Genomic DNA, 17,725 nt, shown 5'->3' with positions numbered 1-17,725 from the left:
CCCGTTCCGGCGGACCGGGGTCGCGGGCCCCGGACGTCACCGACCCGCCCCGGCGCTCAGCTCCGGGCGGACTTGACCGCGCCGGCCCGGCGAGCCCGCTCGACCACCCCGGGCAGCGCCGCGATCAGGGCGTCTACGTCCTGCGCGGTCGAGGTGTGGCCGAGCGAGAACCGCAGCGACGAGCGGGCCCGGTCGTCGTCGGCACCCATCGCGAGGAGTACGTGTGAGGGCTGCGCCACCCCGGCGGAACAGGCCGATCCGGTCGAGCAGGCGATCTCCTGCGCGTCCAGGAGCAGCAGCAGGGCGTCGCCCTCGCAGCCGGGGAAAGAGAAGTGCGCGTTGCCGGGCAGCCGGTTCGCCGGATCGCCGTTGTAGACCGCCTCCGGCACCGCCTGCCGGACCCGGACCACCAGGTCGTCCCGGAGCGCGGCGACCCGGGCGGCGTACTCCTGCTGGATCTTGACCGCGCGCTCGACCGCGACGGCGAAGGCCACGATGCCGGCAGCGTCGAGCGTGCCCGACCGGACGTCCCGCTCCTGGCCGCCGCCGTGCAGCACCGGCGTGCAGTCCACGTCCCGGCCCAGCAGCAGCGCGCCGACCCCGACCGGGCCGCCGAGCTTGTGCCCGGTGACCGTCAACGCCGCCACCCCGCTGGCCGCGAAGTCCACCGGCACCTGACCGACCGCCTGGACCGCGTCGGTGTGGAACGGAACGCCGTACGCGGCGGCCACCTCGGCGAGCGCGGCGATCGGCTGGACGGTGCCCACCTCGTTGTTCGCCCACATCGCGGTGACCAGGGCCACCTGCGGGGCGTGCGCGTCGAGAACGGCGGCCAGCCGGTCGGGGTCGAGCCCACCCGACTCGTCGACCGGCAGCCAGTTCGCGCTGGCGCCCTCCCGCTGGGTCAGCCACTCGACCGAGTCGAGCACCGCGTGGTGCTCGACCGCGCTCGCCACCACCCGGACCCGACCCGGATCGGCGGCCCGGCGAGCCCAGAAGATGCCCTTCACGGCGAGGTTGTCGCTCTCGGTACCGCCACCGGTGAAGACCACCTCGGACGGCCGGGCGCCCAGGGCGGCGGCGACCCGTTCCCGGGACTCCTCCACCCGGCGCCGGGCACACCGTCCGGCGGCGTGCAGTGACGACGGGTTGCCGACCTCGCGAGCGGTGGCGACGTACGCCTCCAATGCCTCTTCGAGCATCGGGGTGGTCGCCGCGTGATCCAGATATGTCATCGCCATCCAGCCTAATGGCAGGTTCCGGACAGCCCACTCGGCGCCCGGCCGGGTCGGAAAGAACACCGGACCCGGCCGGGCACCGAGGGTTACGTACGGCTACCTACGCTTGCGGATCTCCTCGGCGGCCTGCGGTACGACCTTGAACAGGTCGCCCACCACCCCGAAGTCGGCCAGTTCGAAGATCGGCGCCTCGGCGTCCTTGTTCACCGCGACGATCGTCTTCGAGGTCTGCATACCGGCCCGGTGCTGGATCGCCCCGGAGATGCCGAGCGCCACGTAGAGCTGCGGAGACACCGTCTTGCCGGTCTGGCCGACCTGGAACTGGTGCGGGTAGAAGCCGGAGTCGACCGCCGCCCGGGACGCGCCCACCGCCCCGCCGAGCAGGTCGGCCAGCTCCTCGACGAGCTTGAAGTTGTCGGCGTTGCCGACGCCGCGACCGCCGGAGACCACCACGGACGCCTCGGTCAGCTCCGGCCGGCTGCCCTTCTGCTCGGCCACCCGCTCCACCACCCGGGTCAGCCTGTCGGCCTCGCCGAGTACGACGTCGAGCTGCTCGACGGCGGGCGTGGCCGGGGCGGGGCTCGGGGTCACCGAGTTCGGCCGCAGGGTCACCAGCGGCAGCCCCCGGGTCACCTTCGAGGTGACGATGGTCGAGCCGGCGAAGGCCACCTGGGTGGCGGTGCCATCGGCGGCCAGCCCGACGACATCGGTGAGCACCCCGTTGTCGAGCTTGACGGCGAGCCGGGCGGCGATCTCCTTGCCCTCCTGGCTCGACGCGAGCAGCACGGCGGCCGGTTGCACCCGCCGGACCAGCTCGGCGAGCACGGTCGCCTTCGGGGCCACCAGGTGACCGTCGATCTCCTCGTGCTCGGCCGCGTAGATCGTCTCCGCGCCGTACTCGCCCAGTTTGTCGGCGAGCGCCGCCACGGCGCCGGGGCCACCGAGCACCACCGCCGCCGGGCTGCCCAGCTCGCGGGCGAGGGTGAGCAGTTCGAGTGTGACCTTCTTGACGCCGAACTCCCGGGTGGCTTCGACGACGACGAGAACCTCAGCCATGGTCATTCCTCCTGTTCTCGGTGCCGCTCAGACGAACTTCTCGGTGGCGAGGAACTCGACCAGCTTCGCGCCGCCGGTGCCGTCGTCGGCGATCCGCTCGCCGCCGGCCCGGGCCGGGCGTCGGCTGTGTTCCACCACGACGCTGGTGGCGCCGGCCAGACCGACCTCGTCGGCGGGAACGCCCAGGTCGGCCAGGGTCAGCGTCTGCACCGGCTTCTTCTTGGCGGCCATGATGCCCTTGAAGGACGGGTAGCGGGGCTCGTTGATGGTGTCCCAGACCGAGACCACGGCCGGGGTCGCCGCGGCGACCACCTCGTAGCCCTCCTCGGTCTGCCGCTCCACCGTCAGGTTGGCGCCGTCGACGGTCAGCTTGCGGGCGCCGGTCAGCGCGGCGATCCCGAGCCGTTCGGCGAGCATGTGCGGCAGCACCTGCACCCGGCCGTCGGTCGACTCGGCGCCGCAGAGCACCAGGTCCGCGCCGAGCTGTCCGAGCGCGGCGGCGAGCACCTTGGAGGTCGCCACGGCGCAGGATCCGTGCAGCGCGTCGTCGAGCACGTGTACGGCCTTGTCCGGCCCCATCGACAGCGCCTTGCGGATCGACTCGGCGGCCTTGTCCGGCCCCATGGTGAGCACGGTCACCTCGCCGCCGTGGGCTTCCTTGATCCGCAACGCCTCTTCGATGGCGTACTCGTCCATCTCGTTGATGACGTTGTTTGCCGACCCCCGGTCGACGGTGTTGTCGTCACTGCGCAGGCTGCGGTCCGCGCCCGAGTCGGGCACCTGCTTGACGAGTACGACGATGTTCATCGCGCTTCGACGACCCCTCCTGTTGATGGCGGTCCCCGCTGTCGAGGCGATCCCGCCCGGATGCTCGGGAGCAGCCTCCCGCGTTCCTTAACGATCGGTCAACCGATGGTCGACCGGCCGGCGCACGGGAAGGTGTGGCGTTACTTACGGCTAATGTTACCCGCAAGTAGCTTTCCCTCTCCGACACCTCGGGGTGACACAGCTCACCACGGCGCGGCGGACCCGCCCCACGGAATCGACGACGGCTCGACCGTGGCGTCGACGACCGGCTCACTCCGTGGAGTCGAGTGCCTCGCGGACGCTCGCCATCATCGCCGCCTCGTTGGCGCTGATCCCATCGTGCGCCCGCGCCACCACCTCGGTCGCGTGCAGCACCGCCGACCGGTAGCTGGCCACCTCGGCGGGCGCCTTCGCCCGCAGGATCTCGACCGACCGCCGCAGCGCGGGCAGCACCGTCGAAGGCACGTCGGCCGACGCCCCGCTGGGCAGCTGTGGCAGGTTGCCGGTGGTCAGCAACTCCCGGACCAGGCCGGTGGTCCGGGCGAACGCGTTCGACGCCGCGAGGCTCTCCTTGATCATGGAAAGCGCGCCGGGTTCGGCATTGGACACCAGGTAGACCGCGCCGAACGCGGCACTCTTCAGGGTCGCCCGCTCCTCAGCGCTCAGCGGTTGCGTCACGGGTCGGAGTGTAGACGTACGGCGTGGTGGTGGTGACCGGGACGAGACCGAGCCGCTCCAGAATCGGCCGGCTGTTCTCCGAGGCGTCCACCTGCAACAGATTGAAGCCACGGGCGTCGGCCAGTCGGGCCCGGTAGGTGACCAGCGCCCGGTAGATGCCCCGGCGCCGCCAGTGCGGCAGCGTCGCCCCACCCCAGAGGGTGGCGAACCGGGTGCCGGGAACGAACCGCACCCAGCCCGCGCTGACCAGCTCGTCGCCGGCCTCGGCGACCACGATGGTCAACGGCGGCTGGTCCAGCGCGGCACCGGCGGCCAGCTCCCGCTCCAGACCGGCGGTCAGCCAGCCCCAGTCCCCGCCGTAGACCTGCCCCTTCAGCACCGCGATCCGGTCCAGGTCCGGCCGGGAGGTCACCTCACGCAGGCGTACGCCCTCCGGTGGCACCGGCAGCGTCGCCGCCAGCGGCGCGACCGGCCCGATCACGACGGTCTCCCGCTCCTCCGGCTCGAAGCCGGCGGCCCGCAACCGGTCGGCGAGGTCGGCCGGCTGGTCGTGTCCGTGCAGCTTCCACTCCACCTCCTGGCCCAGCCTTTGGAAGTGGTCCCGCTGCCGCACGATCAACTCGTCCAGCTCCGCCCCGGCCAACCCGGCCAGGTCGCAGTAGGTCAGGAAACCACCCCGGTCGAGCCCCTGGATCCGCAGCAGCGGGCCGTCCCACTCCACCGTCACGCCCGGCGGAACCGGCTCGGGCACCCGGGCCCGCAGCTGGATGTCGTAGACGTTGCGCAGCACCTCGGCGTCGAGATCAGTCACCCGACCAGGCTAAGGGTGATGTCCACCAGATAATGGCGATCGTGTACCAGGCGATCAGACGGTGGTTCCACCCACGGGAACTGCGCGAGGTGGGCGAAACCCCGGACTACCGGTTCTCGCTCGCCAACGAACGCACCTTCCTGGCCTGGCTGCGGACCGGCCTGGCGCTGATCGCCGGTGGGCTGGCCGTCGCGCAGTTCCTGCCCCCGATGCCGATCTCCTACCTACGGGAAGGGCTCGCCGTGGCACTGCTGCTGCTCGGCGGCACGGTCGCGATCCGCGCCGTCGACCACTGGGCCCGCACCGAACGCGCCATCCGGCTCGGCCAGGAGCTTCCGGCGTCCCGCTTCCCGGCGGTCCTCGCCCTGCTGGTCGGGCTCGGTGCCGTCCTGCTCGTCGTCGCGGTGCTGGTCCAGGCCGCCCGGAAGACATGAGGCCGGAACCTCGCCCGCCCCGGCGACCGGACCCCGACCTCGGGCTGGCGGCCGTACGCACCCGGTTGGCCTGGCGACGTACCGCGTTGGCGGTCGGCGTGGTGGCCGTGCTCACCGCCCGGCTGGCCCTGGCCGGCGGAACGGTCGGCGCGGTGGTCGCCGCGCTGGCCGGCCTGAGCTGGCTGGCGGTACTGGTCGTGGCCTTCAACCGGCTCGGCGGTCCGCTCGCCCGACTGCCGGGCCGGCCCGGCGCGGTACTGCCGCTGATCGCCCTGTCCTCGGCCGGTTTCGCCGGACTCGGCGTGCTGCTGGTGCTGGCGTCGATGCGCTGACCGGGCCCGGTACGTCATCATGACCAGATGGTCCGCCTCTACGCGATCCTCGCCATCGGACAACTCATCCTGGCCGTCGTCGCTCTGATCAGCTGCCTCTCGGCCGAGAGCGACGAGATCCGGGCACTTCCACGCTTCGCCTGGGTGCTGATAATCCTGTTCATCCCCCTGATCGGCTCGGTCGCCTGGTTTGTCGCCGGCCGTCCGGTCCCGGCCACCCATCCCGCCGGCGGTGGCCGACCGGGTGGCGGCGCCGCGACCGGCCGGGACCGGCAACGGCCGCTCGCGCCCGACGACGACCCGGAGTTCCTCCGCTCGCTCGACAGCGAGCGCTCGAAGCAGGACCGGGAGCTGCTGGAACGCTGGGAGCAGGACCTGCGCCGCCGGGAGGACGAGCTGCGGCACGGTGACAGCGGCGACCCACCCCGCGAGGAGGACAAGCCGGAGGCCTGAGTCCCGGGGCGCGGCCCGGCGAATTATTTCCGTCGACCCGATGACGGCGCCAGGCACAATCGACGGCGTGCAGATCGCCATGCTCGGCCCGCTGGAGGTGACGTCCGACAGCGGCGCGCCGGTACCGGTCAGCGGCCCCCGACTACGCCGGCTGCTGATCCTGCTCGCCCTCGACGCCGACCGGGTGGTCGACACCGGCCGCCTGATCGACGGTCTCTGGGAGGACGAGCCGCCGACGGGTGCGGCCAACGCACTACAGGCCCTCGTCTCCCGGCTGCGCCGCAGCGTGCCGGACGCGCCGATCGAGTCACACCCGACGGGCTACCGGTTGGCCGTCGAACCGGCGGCGGTGGACGTGTCCCGGTTCGAACGCCTGGTCGGCGCCGGCCGGGCCCTGCTCCGGTCCGACCCGCCCGGCGCCGCGACCGTACTGGCCGACGCGCTCGACCTCTGGCGTGGGCCGGCACTGGCCGACGTCGCGCACGCCGACTTCGCCCGTGGACCGGCGGCCCGGCTCGACGAGCTGCGGCTCACCGCCACCGAACAGCGGATCGACGCCCGACTCGCCTCGGGTGAGGCCGCCGCACTGGTGCCGGAACTCCACGCCCTGGCTCGGGCCCACCCCGTCCGGGAACGCTTCGCCGGACAGCTCATCCGCGCGTTGCGGGCCACCGACCGGCCGGCCGAGGCCCTGGCCGCGTACGCCCGACTGCGGAGCACGCTGGCCGAGACCCTCGGTACGGAACCCGCGCCCGAACTGGCCGCGCTGCACCTGGAACTGCTCCGCGACGCCGATCCCACCCGCCCGACCTCCCATCCAGGGCCGGCCAGCACGCCGGCCGCCCTGCCACCGGTCACCGGCCGGACCCCGAGCGCCGAGCCGCTCCGGCCGACGAACCTGCCGATCCCGCTGACCAGCTTCGTCGGCCGGGAAGAGGAACTCGGCCGGGTCACCGAGCTGCTGGCCGGGTCCCGCCTCGTCACGCTGACCGGTCCGGGCGGGGCGGGCAAGACCCGACTGGCGACGGAGTCTGCGCGTACCCTGCTCGCCCGGGAACTCGACGGGCTGTGGCTGGTCGAACTGGCCCCGGTGACCGACGGCGCCGAGGTCCCACAGGCCATCCTGCAACTGCTCGGCCTGCGTGAGCAGGGAATGCTGGCCGCCGCGCGGAACCGGATACTGGTGCCCGAGGTGGCGGATCCGGTCGGCCGGCTGGTCAGCGCCATCGCGTCCCGCCGGGTGGTACTGCTGCTCGACAACTGCGAACACGTCCTCGACGCCGCCGCCGCGCTCGCCGAGCGACTGCTCGGCGCCTGCCCGCAGCTGCGGGTGCTGGCCACCAGCCGGGAGCCGCTCGGCATCACCGGCGAGACCCTCTGCCCGGTCGAGTCACTGCCGCTGCCGCCGCCGACCGCCGACCCGGCCACCGCGATGGCGTACCCCGCCGTACGGCTGCTGGCCGACCGGGCCGGCGCGGCCCGCCCGGACTTCGCGGTGGACACCGACACCGTCGCCCCGGTGATCCAGATCTGCCGGTCCCTGGACGGGATGCCACTCGCCATCGAACTGGCCGCCGCCCGGCTGCGGACGATGACCCCGGCCCAGGTCGCCGCCCGGCTGGACGACCGGTTCCGGCTGCTCACCGGCGGCAGCCGTACGGCGCTGCCCCGGCACCAGACGCTACGCGCGGTCTTCGACTGGAGCTGGGAGCCGCTGGACGACGCCGAACGGGCCCTCTGGCGCCGGCTGGCGGTGTTCACCGGCGGAGCGACCCTGGACGCCATCGAACGGATCTGCGCCACCGACGACACCGACACACCGGCCGAGAACGACGGGGCCGGCGACGTACTGGGCCGGGCGGACGTGCTCGACCGGCTCTCGGCACTGGTGGACAAGTCGCTGGTGGTGGTGAGCGGCAACGGCGAGCCGCGCTACCGGATGCTGGAGACCACCCGGGAGTACGGGCTACGCCGGTTGGCCGAGGCCGGTGAGACCGACCGGGTACGCCAGGCACACGCCGCCGACTTCCTCGCCCTCGCCCGGACCGCCGACGCCGAACTGCGCCGGTCGGACCAACTGCACTGGCTCGGCTGGCTGAGCACCGAGCACGACAACCTGCACGCCGCCCTGCGCTGGGCGATCGCCACCGGAAACGCCCCGCTCGCGGTCGGGCTGGTCGCGGCGCTCGGCTGGTACTGGTGGATGCGCGGCATGCGGGTCGAGGGTGTCGAGTTGGCGCTGCCGGCGTTGGCGCTGCCCGGCGTCGACCGGCTGCCCCGGGACCAGGTCGCCGTCGCGGAGATGATGACCGCGATGAACCTGCTCGCCACCAGCGGCGAACTCAGCCTCGGGAGCGAATGGTTGACCCGCGCGGGCCGGACCGCCAAGGGGCACGAGCAGGCCCACCCGCTGCTGCGCCTGATCGAGCCGATGTCGGTGATCTTCGAGTGCTACCTGGGTGAGCCGGCGCTCAACCTGCTGGTCGCCCGCTTCGACGATCCGGACCCGTGGGTCCGGGCGGTCTGCCGGACGTTCCACGCGCACGCCGAACTCAACATGGGGTGCCCGGACGAGCGTCCGGAGGCCGACATGCTCCTCGCGCTCGACGGGTTCCGGACGATAGGCGAACGCTGGGGTACCGCGTACGCCATCTCGGCCCTGGCCGACCTGGCCGGCCGGCGCGGTGAGCACGAACGGGCCGCCGAGTTCCACGGCGAGGCGGTGGACCTGATGCGGGTGGTGGGCGCCGCCGAGGACCTGCCGATGATGCAGATCCGACTGGCCCACGAGCTGTGGCAGGTCGGCGAGCGCGAACGGGCGATGGCCCTGCTGCTCGACGCCGACCGGGAGGCCGAACGGATCGGTTCGGACGAGTGCCGGGCGGCCGTCGCGCACGAGCACGCCGAGATCCTGCGGACGACGGGTGACCCTCGCGGCGCGCAGCGGCGGTTGGACCAGGCCGACGCGCTGGCCACCAAGCACACGACGGCACCGCAGTGGCGGGCGATGCTCGCCTCGTCGCAGGGTGCCGTGGCGGCCGCGCTCGGCGACCTACCGGCCTCGCGGCAGCACCACGACCGGGCCCTGTCGATGGCGCTGAAGTTCTACGACGCACCCGTGATCAGCGTGGTGCTGGTCGGCTGCGCCGATCTCGCGCTCCGGATCGGTCGGCCCGAACAGACCGCCCTGCTGCTCGGCGCCGCGCACGCCATCCGGGGCGGCCCCGACTGGTCCATTCTGGACGGACCACGGATCGAGACGGCCGCGCGCGAGGCGCTCGGCGAAGCGAACTTCACCGAGACGTTCGCGCGCGGCCGGACGAGCGCCAGTCCGACCGGCCTACCCGAATTGGTCAAGGCCGCTCTCGACTGACTGTGCCGATGGCGGGGTCGGCTCAGACCCGACGCCGGACCGCACGGACGGCCAGCGGTGCGAACACCACCAGGATGCCCAGTCCCCAGAGCAGCGACGTGATGATCGGCCCCGACTCCGGACCGGAGACCAGCAGCCCGCGTAGGGCGTCGGCCAGCGTGGAGACCGGGTTCACCTTCACCCAGGCCTGGAGCCAGCCGGGCATGCTCTCGGTCGGCACGAAGATGTTGCTGGTGAAGGTCAGCGGGAAGACCACCATGAAGCCGAAGATCTGCACCTTGTCCGGCTCGCTCACCAGCACGCCGACCAGTACCGAGATCCACGCCGCGGCCAGCGAGAAGGCGAGTAGCAGGGCGAACGCGCCGATGACGCCGAACGGGCCGGTCCCGATCCGGAAGCCGAGCACCATCCCGATCGCCAGCAGCAGCGCGATCGACCAGGCCTGCTTCACCGTGTCGGCGAGAATCCGACCGGCCAGCGGCGCCCAGCGGGCGATCGGCAGCGCCCGGAGCCGGTCGAAAACCCCCTTCGTCAGGTCGATGTTCAACCCGAAACCGGTGGTCATCGTGGCGAAGAGCGCGTTCTGCACCATGATGCCGGGCAGCATGAACCGCAGGTAGTCGGTCGGGCTGTCCGCGATCGCGCCGCCGAAGACGTACGTGAAGAGCAGCACGAACATCAGCGGCTGGATGCTCAGGTCGAGCAGCTCCATCGGGTTGTGCTTGATCTGCACCAGGCTCCGCCAGGCCAGCGTCATGGTGTGCCGTACGCCGAGCAGCGGGCTGACCCGACGGCTCGGCACCAAAACCGGTGTACTGATCGCGGTCATGCCGACGTTCCTTCCAACTGGCCGGGTGCGGAGTTCTCGTCCTCGGTGCGGTGCCCGGTCAACGACAGGAAGACCTCGTCCAGGCTGGCGCCGCGCAACGCCAACTCGGCGACGGCGACCTCGGCGTCGTCGAGCCGGCGTACCACCGTGGGCAGGACGTCGTCGGTGTTCACCGGCACCGTGGCGGTGTGCTGGACCAGCTCAGGTTCGGCCCCGGCCACCTCCCGCAGCACGCTGACCACCACCGGCAGGTCACCGGGATCCCTCGGGCGTACCACCAGGGCCTGGCCACCGGTCTTGGCCTTCAGCTCCTCCGGCGTCCCCTGGGCGATCACCCGCCCGTGGTCGATCACCGCGATCTCGTCGGCGAGCTGGTCCGCCTCCTCCAGGTACTGGGTGGTGAGCAGCACGGTCACCCCCGATCCGACCAGGTCCCGCACGATCCCCCACAGCTCGGTACGGCTGCGCGGGTCCAGCCCGGTGGTCGGCTCGTCGAGGAACAGCACCCGTGGCCGGCCGACCAGGCTCGCCGCCAGGTCCAACCGGCGCCGCATCCCGCCCGAGTACGTCTTGGCGGCCCGGTCCGCCGCGTCCGACAGATGGAATCCGGCGAGCAGTTCCCGGGCCCGGGCCCGCGCGTCGGCCCGGGACATCCCGAGCAGTCGACCGATCAGCAGCAGGTTCTCGGTGCCGGTCAGGGTCTCGTCGACCGACGCGTACTGGCCGGTCAGGCCGATCACCTGACGAACCTGGTGTGCGTCCCGGAGGACGTCGTACCCGCCGACCGTGGCGGTACCGGCGTCCGGCCGGAGCAGGGTGGCCAGCACCCGTACCGCCGTGGTCTTTCCCGCCCCGTTGGGCCCGAGCAGGCCGAACACGGTACCGGCACGGACGTCCAGATCCACTCCGGCCAGCGCGGTCGTCGCGCCGAAGCGTCTGACCAACCCCTCGGCCCGGATGGCGTAGCTCATGAACTCTCTCCCCCACTGGATTGCACTGGTGACACCACCATGGCCAACGCGACTGAGCCGGCGCTGACACCGTCCGTTCGGCGCTGACAGCCGGCTGACGAGCGCCGGTGGGCGGCCGGACGACCCTTCCGGCGCCGGGAGTCCGCTGTTCCGGGGACCGGTGGGCGGCCGCGGTCGTACCATGGCCCCGATCGGTGCCACCACCCCTCGCACCGCTGGTCGGCGCGGCCGCGCCCGGGGCGAAGGACGGATGGCATGGCACACGGGGTGGTGGCCGGGCCGGCATGGCCGGCGGGCGGACCGGCGGCACCGGGCGCCGCGCCGGTGCGACGGTGGGGCCGGCTACCGGGTCGACGCATGCTGTTCGGCCTGACCACCTACGGCCTCGCCCAGGCCGTGCTGCTGTTCTGGTGGGTCGCCCGGTATCCCGGCCTGTTCAGTCCGGACTCGCTCGACCACGTCTGGCAGGCCAGCAGCGGCAACTGGAACACCCATCACCCGGTCACGTACACCGGCCTGGTCTGGGTGTCGATGCGGCTCACCGGCGGGATCGGCGTACTCACCCTGGCCCAGACCTGTGCCCTGGCGGCCGGCCTGGCGTACGCGGTCACCGGTCTGCGCCGGCTCGGCGGGCCGAACTGGGGCTGGATCGCGGCGGCGGTCGCCGTCGTCGCGCTGCCACCGGTCGGCACTTTCGTGGTCTGCGTCTGGAAGGACGTGCCGTTCGTCATCTGCCACGTCTTCCTGCTCGGCACCGTGGCCCGGCTGGTCGCCCGCCGGCCGACCACCGACGGCCCCGGCCCGACCGACGACCCGGACCATCCGACCCACCAGCCGACGGGCCCGACCCACCAGCCGACGCGCCCGCCCGCCGACCGGACGGGCCCGGCTGCCGCCCGGAGATGCCGGAACGACGCCCCCCACCCGTTGCCCCGGGTGCTGTTCGGCGCCATTCTGGTCGAGCTGACCCTGATCTGCCTGTTCCGGCAGAACGGCTTCCTGGTGGTCGCGGTCGTCACCGCACTGGTCGTGTGGCTGCTGCGCGGCGCCGCGCTCCGGGTCCTGCTGGCCGGGATGCTGGCCGCCACGGCCGCGCTGGCGACCAACTGGGTCCTGCTGCCGACCCTCGGGGTCCGGGACAGCGAGTCCATCGTCGCCTACGAGGCGTTCCTCTCCGACCTCGCGATCGGCTACGCCGCAGACCCGATGGACCTGCCGGCGGCGGATGCGGCCCTGCTGGCAAGGGTGGCCCCGCTGGCGCACTGGCGCCGGTCGGCGACCTGCCACACCGTCGACCCCACCGTCTACCACCCCGATTTCGACCGCCGGGCCGCGGCGACGCACCGGGACGAACTGCTGTCGGCCTGGTGGCGGCTGGTCCGCAGATCACCGGGTACGGTGCTGGCCGCCCGCGCCTGCCGGAGCTCAATCGCGTGGCGGCCCACGCCGTCCGGCGGGCTGCGGGTCAACCCGACCGCCTGGGCGTTGCCGATCTATCTCGACCGGGATCCGAAGTTCCGCGACGCCGGGGTCCGCGCCGTGGCGTACAGCCAGCCACTCAGTGACCGGGCCGCCCGGGTGGCGGACCGGCTGAGCCGGTTGATCACCGAGCCGGAGTGGCTGCTGTGGCGGGGTGCGACCTGGGCCTACCTGGCGTACCTGACGGTCGGCCTGCTGGCCTGGCGGCGTCGGGACCGGGCGCTGCTGACGCTGGCCACCCTGAGCGCCGGTAACCAACTCTCGGTACTGCTCGTCAACAACGCGCAGGCCGCCCGCTACATGGCCGCCCCGTTCGTCCTCGGCGTACTCCTGCTGCCGCTCCTCGCGGCCGGACAACGGCCGCCCCGCCCCGCCGGGACCGGCACTGGGCCGGAACCGGCGCACACCCCCACCCCCGTACAGCCGCTGCGGGTGATCGACCTCACCGTCGCCGTCGAACCCCCGGTAAGGAAGGGCCCCTTGTTATCGCTTTTTGTAGAAGAAGGGGCCCTTCCTAACCAACCAGCGAGCGGGGGTCAGGCGAGGTTGGAGGAGCGGGGATAGGCGTCGGTCGGGTCGGTGAGGACGTTGACCAGGTACGGAACGCCGGCATCGAAGGCCCGCTCCAGCGCCGCTCCCAGGTCGGCGGCCTTCGACACGGTTTCGCCGGCCCCGCCCATCGCGGTCACCACCTGGTCGTACCGGAGTTCGGGCTGGAGGTCGGCGGCGACGTCGTAGCCGTACATGCCGCGCATCGGGTGCTTCTCCAGGCCCCAGATGCCGTTGTTGCCGACCACGATCACCACGGGCAGCTTCTGCCGGACCAGCGACTCGACGTCCATCAGCGAGAAACCGGCCGCGCCGTCGCCCATCAGTACGCAGATCTGCCGGTCCGGGTAGCTCACCCGGGCCCCCATCGCGTACCCCATGCCGGTGCCGAGGCAGCCGTACGGGCCCGGGTCCAGCCAGGTACCCGGCTGGGCCGGCTCCAGGTAACGCCCGGCGTACGAGACGAAGTCGCCACCGTCGCCGATGGTGACCGCGTCCGGCGCCAGGACCCGGCGCAGTTCGCCGTAGACCCGGGCCGGTTTGATCGGGTCGCTCTCCGCCGCCATCGCCGCCGCGTCCCGTTCCCGGGCGGCGTCCTCGGCGGTACGCAGCTCGGCGATCCACGACTCGTGGTCGGCCCGGTCGCCGGAGTACTCGGCCAGCGCCGAGAGGATCAGTCGCAGGTCACCGGCGGGGCTGACGGCCGGCTCGACGTGGGTGGCCCGCTGGGTCGGCGCGTCGACGATGTGCACCACCCGGGCGCCGGAGAACTCGCCGAAGCCGAGCCGGAAGTCGAGCGGGGTACCGATCACCACGACCAGGTCGGCACCGCCGAGTGCCGCCCGGCGGGCCTTGGCGAAGCCGAGCGAGTGCCCCGGCGGCAGCGCGCCCCGGCCCATCCCGTTGGTGAAGACCGGCACCCGGAGCGCCTCGGCGGCCTCCCGCAGCGCCGCGACCGCGTCCCCGGCGTAGACGTCGGAACCGGCGATGATGACCGGCCGCTCGGCGGCGGCGATCAGCCGGGCCGCCTCGGCGACCTGGTCCGGGTCCGGCTCGACGACGGGGACGGCCGCCGCGACCAGCGGGTCGGTCTCGCCGGTGGAGAAGACGACTTCCAGCGGCAGGTCCAGGAAGACCGGCCCGCGGTGCGGGGTCAGCGCCTCGGTGAGCGCGGCCGAGACCGCCCCGGGTACGTCGTCGGTGGACCACACCGTGGCCGCGTGCTTGGTCACCGGCGCGACCAGGGGTACGTGGTCGATCTCCTGGAGGCTGCCCGCGCCCCAGCGGAACGCCGGAGCCCTGCCGCCGAGCACCATCACCGGGGAGGCGTTGAAGAACGCACTGGTCAGCCCGGAGATGCCATTGGTGACCCCGGGTCCGGCGGTCAGTACGGCCAGACCCGGCCGGCGCTGCAACTTGGCGACCGCCTCGGCGGCGAAGACCGCGGACTGCTCGTGCCGGACGTCGTAGATCGGAAAGTCGGTACGGTGCGCCGCGTCGTACAGCGGGAAGACGTGGCCACCGGAGAGGGTGAACATCTCCCGCACGCCGTACGCCCGCAGGGCCGCCAGGGCCAGGTCACCGCCGTGTCCTTCGATCCGTCCGGTCATCGCCGCTCCTGTCGTCCGCCGTGCCTGCCACTGGGCCGCATTGATTGCTGCGAGGTTACCGGTGAGTCAGGTTGAACGCGAAGAATACTCACCTACGGTCGATGTGGCGTCCGCTGGCCGAGCGGCCGTACCCGCCCGGCTAGCGGCCCTACCGCTCGGGCTAGCGGCCGGTGAAGCCCGGTGTGCGCTTCTCGACGAAGGCGGTCATCCCCTCGCGGCGGTCGTCGGTGGCGAACAGCGCCGCGAAGAGCTGGCTCTCCCAGGCCAGCCCGGAGGCGAGATCCATCTCCAGGCCGCCGTCGACCGCCAGCTTCGCCGCCCGCAGCGCCTGGGCCGGACCGTTCAGGTACGGCCGCACCAGCGCGACCGCCTCGGCGTACACCTGGTCGGCCGGTACCACCCGGTCGGCGAGCCCGATCCGGAGCGCCTCCGCCGCGTCGACCATCCGACCGGACATGATCAGATCCTTGGCCCGGGCCGGCCCGATCAGCCGGGCCAGCCGCTGCGTACCGCCCGCACCCGGGATGATGCCGAGCTTGATCTCCGGCTGACCGAGCTTCGCGTCCTCGGCGACCACCCGCCAGTCGCAGGCCAGCGCCAGTTCGCAGCCGCCACCGAGGGCGTACCCGGTGATCGCCGCGACCACCGGCTTGGGGATCCGGGCGATGGCGCCGAGCGCACTGGACAGGTCGGCGGCCCGCTCCGCCATGTCGACGTACGACATGTCGGCCATCTCCTTGATGTCCGCGCCGGCCGCGAAGACCCTCTCGCCGCCGTACACGATCACCGCGCGGACGTCCGGATCGGCGGAGACGGCGGTCGCGGCGGACCGCAACTCCTCCTGCACCCGCGTGTTCAGCGCGTTCATCGGCGGCCGGGCCAACCGGATCGTGCCGATACCGTCGCCGGTCTCCACCTGGACGAAGTCGCCCACAGCCCACCTCCACGTCGAAGTCGCGAGGCTCACCCTAACGGGCAGGTCGTAGGGCGGATAAGGGTGTGCCCATCGGGGTAATCTCGCGGAATAGGCGAAGCGCGTCGGACTCGGGCCTCGCCGATAGGCGGAGCGCGTCGGACTCTGGCGAGGACGTGACGGCGATGACCATCTACTACGACGATCGCGCGGTACGGATCACCTCGGAGCTGATCCGGGTCGAGGGCCGCGCCTACCCGCTGACCGAGGTCGCCCGGGTCTGGCACGTGCGCGGCGGTCGTTCCTGGGGTGCGCTCGCCGGTCGTGGCGCGCTGCTCGCGGCCCTGGGTGGCCCGCTGGTCGCCGCCGTCATCGGCATCCTGATCGCGGTACGCCTGCACACCTCGCTCACCGTCACGATCGCCATCGTCGGCGTCTCCGTCCTGATCGGCCTGGCCGCCGCGCCGGTCGCCGACTACCTGCTCGAACACGTCGACCGGAGCTACACCCGGGGCGCACACCAACTGGAGATCTGGGCCCAGTGGCGGGGTACGCCGGTCCGGCTGCTGGCCACCGGCGACGCGCTGCGGTTCGGCCAGATCTACCGGGCCCTGGAGCGGGCCGTCGAGCAGGCCGCGGTCCCGGTACGCCGCTGACCCGACCCGATCCTGGGTTGACGGCCTGACGGCTTGACGGCTTGACGGACGCGACATCAGTTGATCTAAGTCCTTGACTGCCTCGGGCGGCGCCTCCTACTGTTGCGAGCAGGTTTCGTGCGCGGATCGGCTGCGAAGCGGTGGTCGGTTCGACCCGCAGCGGCGCGAGGAGACACGATGGCAGATCCGCAGCCCGACCAGAGTGCCCCGGCAGCGACCGCCCGCGCCACGCTTCGAAATGCGACCGCATCGCCTCGTCCGACCGCGCTGACCCGGCGCGGGCTGCTCGGCGGAGCCGCGTACACGGCCGGTGCGCTGGCCCTGCCGGCCGGGCTGGCGGCCTGCGAGAAGCCGAGCACCGGCGGCGAGGGCGGCGGAACGGTCACCTTCGGCTCCAACCAGTCCGACGAGGTACCGAAGAAGGCGACCGCCGAGGTGATGGCGGCGTCCGGGCTCGACGTACGGGTGAACACCGTCGATCACAACACGTTCCAGGAGAACATCACCCGCTACCTTCAGGCGACCCCGGACGACGTCTTCACCTGGTTCTCCGGCTTCCGGATGCAGTACTTCGCCGCCCAGGGCCTGGCCACCGACATCTCCGACCTCTGGCAGTCGTTCGGCGGCGAGTACTCGGCCGCGATGAAGCAGGCGTCGACCGGCAGCAACGGCAAGCAGTACTTCGTGCCGTTCTACTACTACCCGTGGGCGGTGTTCTACCGGAAGAGCCTGTTCCAGGAGAAGGGCTACCAGATCCCGAGGACCTGGGACGACTTCAAGGCGCTGGCCGCGAAGATGAAGACCGACGGGCTGATCCCGATCGCCATGGCGGACAAGGACGGCTGGCCCGCCATGGGGACCTTCGACTACATCAACATGCGGGCCAACGGGTACGACTTCCACGTCAGCCTGATGGCCGGCGAGGAGTCCTGGGAGGACAGTCGGGTCAAGCAGGTCTTCTCGCTCTGGCAGGAACTGCTGCCGTACAACCAGCCGGGGGCGAACGGGCGTACCTGGCAGGAGGCGGCGCAGTCGCTGGGCCAGAAGCAGACCGGGATGTACCTGCTGGGGATGTTCGTCGGGCAGCAGTTCCAGGGCGAGGCAGCGGCCGACCTCGACTTCTTCCCGTTCCCGCAGATCGTCGAGGCGCACGGGCAGGACGCGGTCGAGGCGCCGATCGACGGCTTCATGATCTCCAGCAAGGTGAAGAACCTGGACGGGGCGAAGGAACTGCTCCGCTACCTGGCCAGCGCCAAGGCGCAGAACGCGTACCTGCGCAGCGACCCGAACAACGTGGCCACCAACAACTCGGCCGACACCAGCGGCTACAACGCGCTGCAGAAGAAGGCGGTCGAGCTGGTCGGCGGGGCGAAGCAGATCTCGCAGTTCCTCGACCGGGACACCCGACCGGACTTCGCCTCCACGGTCATGATCCCCTCGTTGCAGAGCTTCCTGAACAATCCGAAGGACGTGGACGGGCTCTGTAAGCGGATCGAGTCCCAGAAGAAGACGATCTTCGCCTCCTGAGCAGGTCCG

16 protein-coding genes are annotated in these 17,725 nt (G+C 72.1%); 7 read left to right on the top strand and 9 right to left on the bottom strand.

All coding sequences use genetic code 11. The features are described 5' to 3' along the window. Nucleotides 1-56: 56 nt before the first annotated feature. The 5 genes from H4W31_RS16400 to H4W31_RS16380 form a co-directional block, all read right to left on the bottom strand. On the bottom strand, nt 57-1,235 hold the full coding sequence (locus H4W31_RS16400) for a cysteine desulfurase family protein (protein WP_192767455.1): 1,179 nt from the start codon (nt 1,233-1,235) through the stop codon (nt 57-59). Between the two features lie 99 nt (nt 1,236-1,334). After that, a complete protein-coding gene (locus tag H4W31_RS16395) occupies nt 1,335-2,294 on the bottom strand; it encodes an electron transfer flavoprotein subunit alpha/FixB family protein (RefSeq protein WP_192767454.1) in 960 nt (319 codons plus the stop codon). A gap of 27 nt (nt 2,295-2,321) precedes the next feature. Then, on the bottom strand, nt 2,322-3,101 hold the full coding sequence (locus H4W31_RS16390; RefSeq protein ID WP_192767453.1) for an electron transfer flavoprotein subunit beta/FixA family protein: 780 nt from the start codon (nt 3,099-3,101) through the stop codon (nt 2,322-2,324). Between the two features lie 270 nt (nt 3,102-3,371). Next, nucleotides 3,372-3,779 carry a hypothetical protein gene (locus H4W31_RS16385; RefSeq protein WP_192767452.1) on the bottom strand — a complete coding sequence of 136 codons (408 nt, stop codon included), beginning with the start codon at nt 3,777-3,779 and terminating at the stop codon, nt 3,372-3,374. Next, nucleotides 3,757-4,590 (bottom strand): GNAT family N-acetyltransferase, encoded by an 834-nt coding sequence (locus H4W31_RS16380; protein ID WP_192767451.1) that lies wholly within the window; start codon nt 4,588-4,590, stop codon nt 3,757-3,759. Before H4W31_RS16380 ends, H4W31_RS16385 begins: the two co-directional genes overlap by 23 nt. A 32-nt stretch (nt 4,591-4,622) precedes the next feature. Here H4W31_RS16380 and H4W31_RS16375 point away from each other — a divergent pair, with 32 nt between their 5' ends. The 4 genes from H4W31_RS16375 to H4W31_RS16360 all read left to right on the top strand — a co-directional run bounded on the left by H4W31_RS16375 (nt 4,623) and on the right by H4W31_RS16360 (nt 9,182). Then, nucleotides 4,623-5,024 (top strand): YidH family protein, encoded by a 402-nt coding sequence (locus H4W31_RS16375; RefSeq protein WP_225945555.1) that lies wholly within the window; start codon nt 4,623-4,625, stop codon nt 5,022-5,024. After that, nucleotides 5,021-5,356 (top strand): DUF202 domain-containing protein, encoded by a 336-nt coding sequence (locus H4W31_RS16370; protein ID WP_192767450.1) that lies wholly within the window; start codon nt 5,021-5,023, stop codon nt 5,354-5,356. Before H4W31_RS16375 ends, H4W31_RS16370 begins: the two co-directional genes overlap by 4 nt. Nucleotides 5,357-5,383: 27 nt before the next feature. Further along, on the top strand, nt 5,384-5,809 hold the full coding sequence (locus tag H4W31_RS16365) for a PLD nuclease N-terminal domain-containing protein (RefSeq protein WP_192767449.1): 426 nt from the start codon (nt 5,384-5,386) through the stop codon (nt 5,807-5,809). A 67-nt stretch (nt 5,810-5,876) separates the two neighbouring features. Then, nucleotides 5,877-9,182, top strand: a complete 3,306-nt coding sequence (locus H4W31_RS16360; RefSeq protein WP_192767448.1) for an AfsR/SARP family transcriptional regulator — start codon at nt 5,877-5,879, stop codon at nt 9,180-9,182. 22 nt (nt 9,183-9,204) lie between these two features. Here the strand turns inward: H4W31_RS16360 and H4W31_RS16355 are convergent, their stop codons facing one another. Further along, nucleotides 9,205-10,011 carry an ABC transporter permease gene (locus tag H4W31_RS16355; protein ID WP_192767447.1) on the bottom strand — a complete coding sequence of 269 codons (807 nt, stop codon included), beginning with the start codon at nt 10,009-10,011 and terminating at the stop codon, nt 9,205-9,207. After that, a complete protein-coding gene (locus H4W31_RS16350; RefSeq protein WP_192767446.1) occupies nt 10,008-10,982 on the bottom strand; it encodes an ATP-binding cassette domain-containing protein in 975 nt (324 codons plus the stop codon). The genes H4W31_RS16355 and H4W31_RS16350 overlap by 4 nt, the downstream gene beginning before the upstream one ends. 255 nt (nt 10,983-11,237) lie before the next feature. Here H4W31_RS16350 and H4W31_RS16345 point away from each other — a divergent pair, with 255 nt between their 5' ends. Beyond that, on the top strand, nt 11,238-13,025 hold the full coding sequence (locus H4W31_RS16345) for a hypothetical protein (protein WP_192767445.1): 1,788 nt from the start codon (nt 11,238-11,240) through the stop codon (nt 13,023-13,025). Here H4W31_RS16345 and H4W31_RS16340 read toward each other — a convergent pair. Together H4W31_RS16340 and H4W31_RS16335 are read right to left on the bottom strand one after the other, a co-directional pair. Continuing rightward, on the bottom strand, nt 12,998-14,620 hold the full coding sequence (locus tag H4W31_RS16340) for an acetolactate synthase (protein ID WP_192767444.1): 1,623 nt from the start codon (nt 14,618-14,620) through the stop codon (nt 12,998-13,000). The two genes, H4W31_RS16345 and H4W31_RS16340, sit on opposite strands and share 28 nt — an antisense overlap. A gap of 160 nt (nt 14,621-14,780) precedes the next feature. Further along, nucleotides 14,781-15,554, bottom strand: a complete 774-nt coding sequence (locus H4W31_RS16335; RefSeq protein ID WP_192767443.1) for an enoyl-CoA hydratase/isomerase family protein — start codon at nt 15,552-15,554, stop codon at nt 14,781-14,783. Nucleotides 15,555-15,718: 164 nt separating this feature from the next. On the opposite strand from H4W31_RS16335, the gene H4W31_RS16330 reads away from it, so the two are divergent. Both H4W31_RS16330 and H4W31_RS16325 read left to right on the top strand, forming a co-directional pair. Further along, entirely contained in the window at nt 15,719-16,189 is a 471-nt protein-coding gene (locus H4W31_RS16330) for a DUF6232 family protein (RefSeq protein ID WP_192767442.1), read from the top strand. Nucleotides 16,190-16,366: 177 nt separating this feature from the next. Next, on the top strand, nt 16,367-17,716 hold the full coding sequence (locus tag H4W31_RS16325; RefSeq protein ID WP_192767441.1) for an ABC transporter substrate-binding protein: 1,350 nt from the start codon (nt 16,367-16,369) through the stop codon (nt 17,714-17,716). The last annotated feature ends 9 nt before the right edge of the window (nt 17,717-17,725 follow it).

This window comes from Plantactinospora soyae (genome assembly GCF_014874095.1).
In the GTDB taxonomy this organism is placed as follows: Bacteria; Actinomycetota; Actinomycetes; order Mycobacteriales; family Micromonosporaceae; genus Plantactinospora; species Plantactinospora soyae.
This window is presented reverse-complemented; position numbering and strand designations above follow the sequence as displayed.

Coding starts and splice junctions, on each gene's coding strand:
- H4W31_RS16390 (WP_192767453.1), bottom strand. CDS start 3,101: ATGAACATCGTCGTACTCGTCAAGCAGGTGCCCGACTCGGGCGCGGAC.
- H4W31_RS16350 (WP_192767446.1), bottom strand. CDS start 10,982: ATGAGCTACGCCATCCGGGCCGAGGGGTTGGTCAGACGCTTCGGCGCG.
- H4W31_RS16330 (WP_192767442.1), top strand. CDS start 15,719: ATGACCATCTACTACGACGATCGCGCGGTACGGATCACCTCGGAGCTG.
- H4W31_RS16370 (WP_192767450.1), top strand. CDS start 5,021: ATGAGGCCGGAACCTCGCCCGCCCCGGCGACCGGACCCCGACCTCGGG.
- H4W31_RS16345 (WP_192767445.1), top strand. CDS start 11,238: ATGGCACACGGGGTGGTGGCCGGGCCGGCATGGCCGGCGGGCGGACCG.
- H4W31_RS16375 (WP_225945555.1), top strand. CDS start 4,623: ATGGCGATCGTGTACCAGGCGATCAGACGGTGGTTCCACCCACGGGAA.
- H4W31_RS16340 (WP_192767444.1), bottom strand. CDS start 14,620: ATGACCGGACGGATCGAAGGACACGGCGGTGACCTGGCCCTGGCGGCC.
- H4W31_RS16400 (WP_192767455.1), bottom strand. CDS start 1,235: ATGACATATCTGGATCACGCGGCGACCACCCCGATGCTCGAAGAGGCA.
- H4W31_RS16355 (WP_192767447.1), bottom strand. CDS start 10,011: ATGACCGCGATCAGTACACCGGTTTTGGTGCCGAGCCGTCGGGTCAGC.
- H4W31_RS16325 (WP_192767441.1), top strand. CDS start 16,367: ATGGCAGATCCGCAGCCCGACCAGAGTGCCCCGGCAGCGACCGCCCGC.
- H4W31_RS16395 (WP_192767454.1), bottom strand. CDS start 2,294: ATGGCTGAGGTTCTCGTCGTCGTCGAAGCCACCCGGGAGTTCGGCGTC.
- H4W31_RS16365 (WP_192767449.1), top strand. CDS start 5,384: ATGGTCCGCCTCTACGCGATCCTCGCCATCGGACAACTCATCCTGGCC.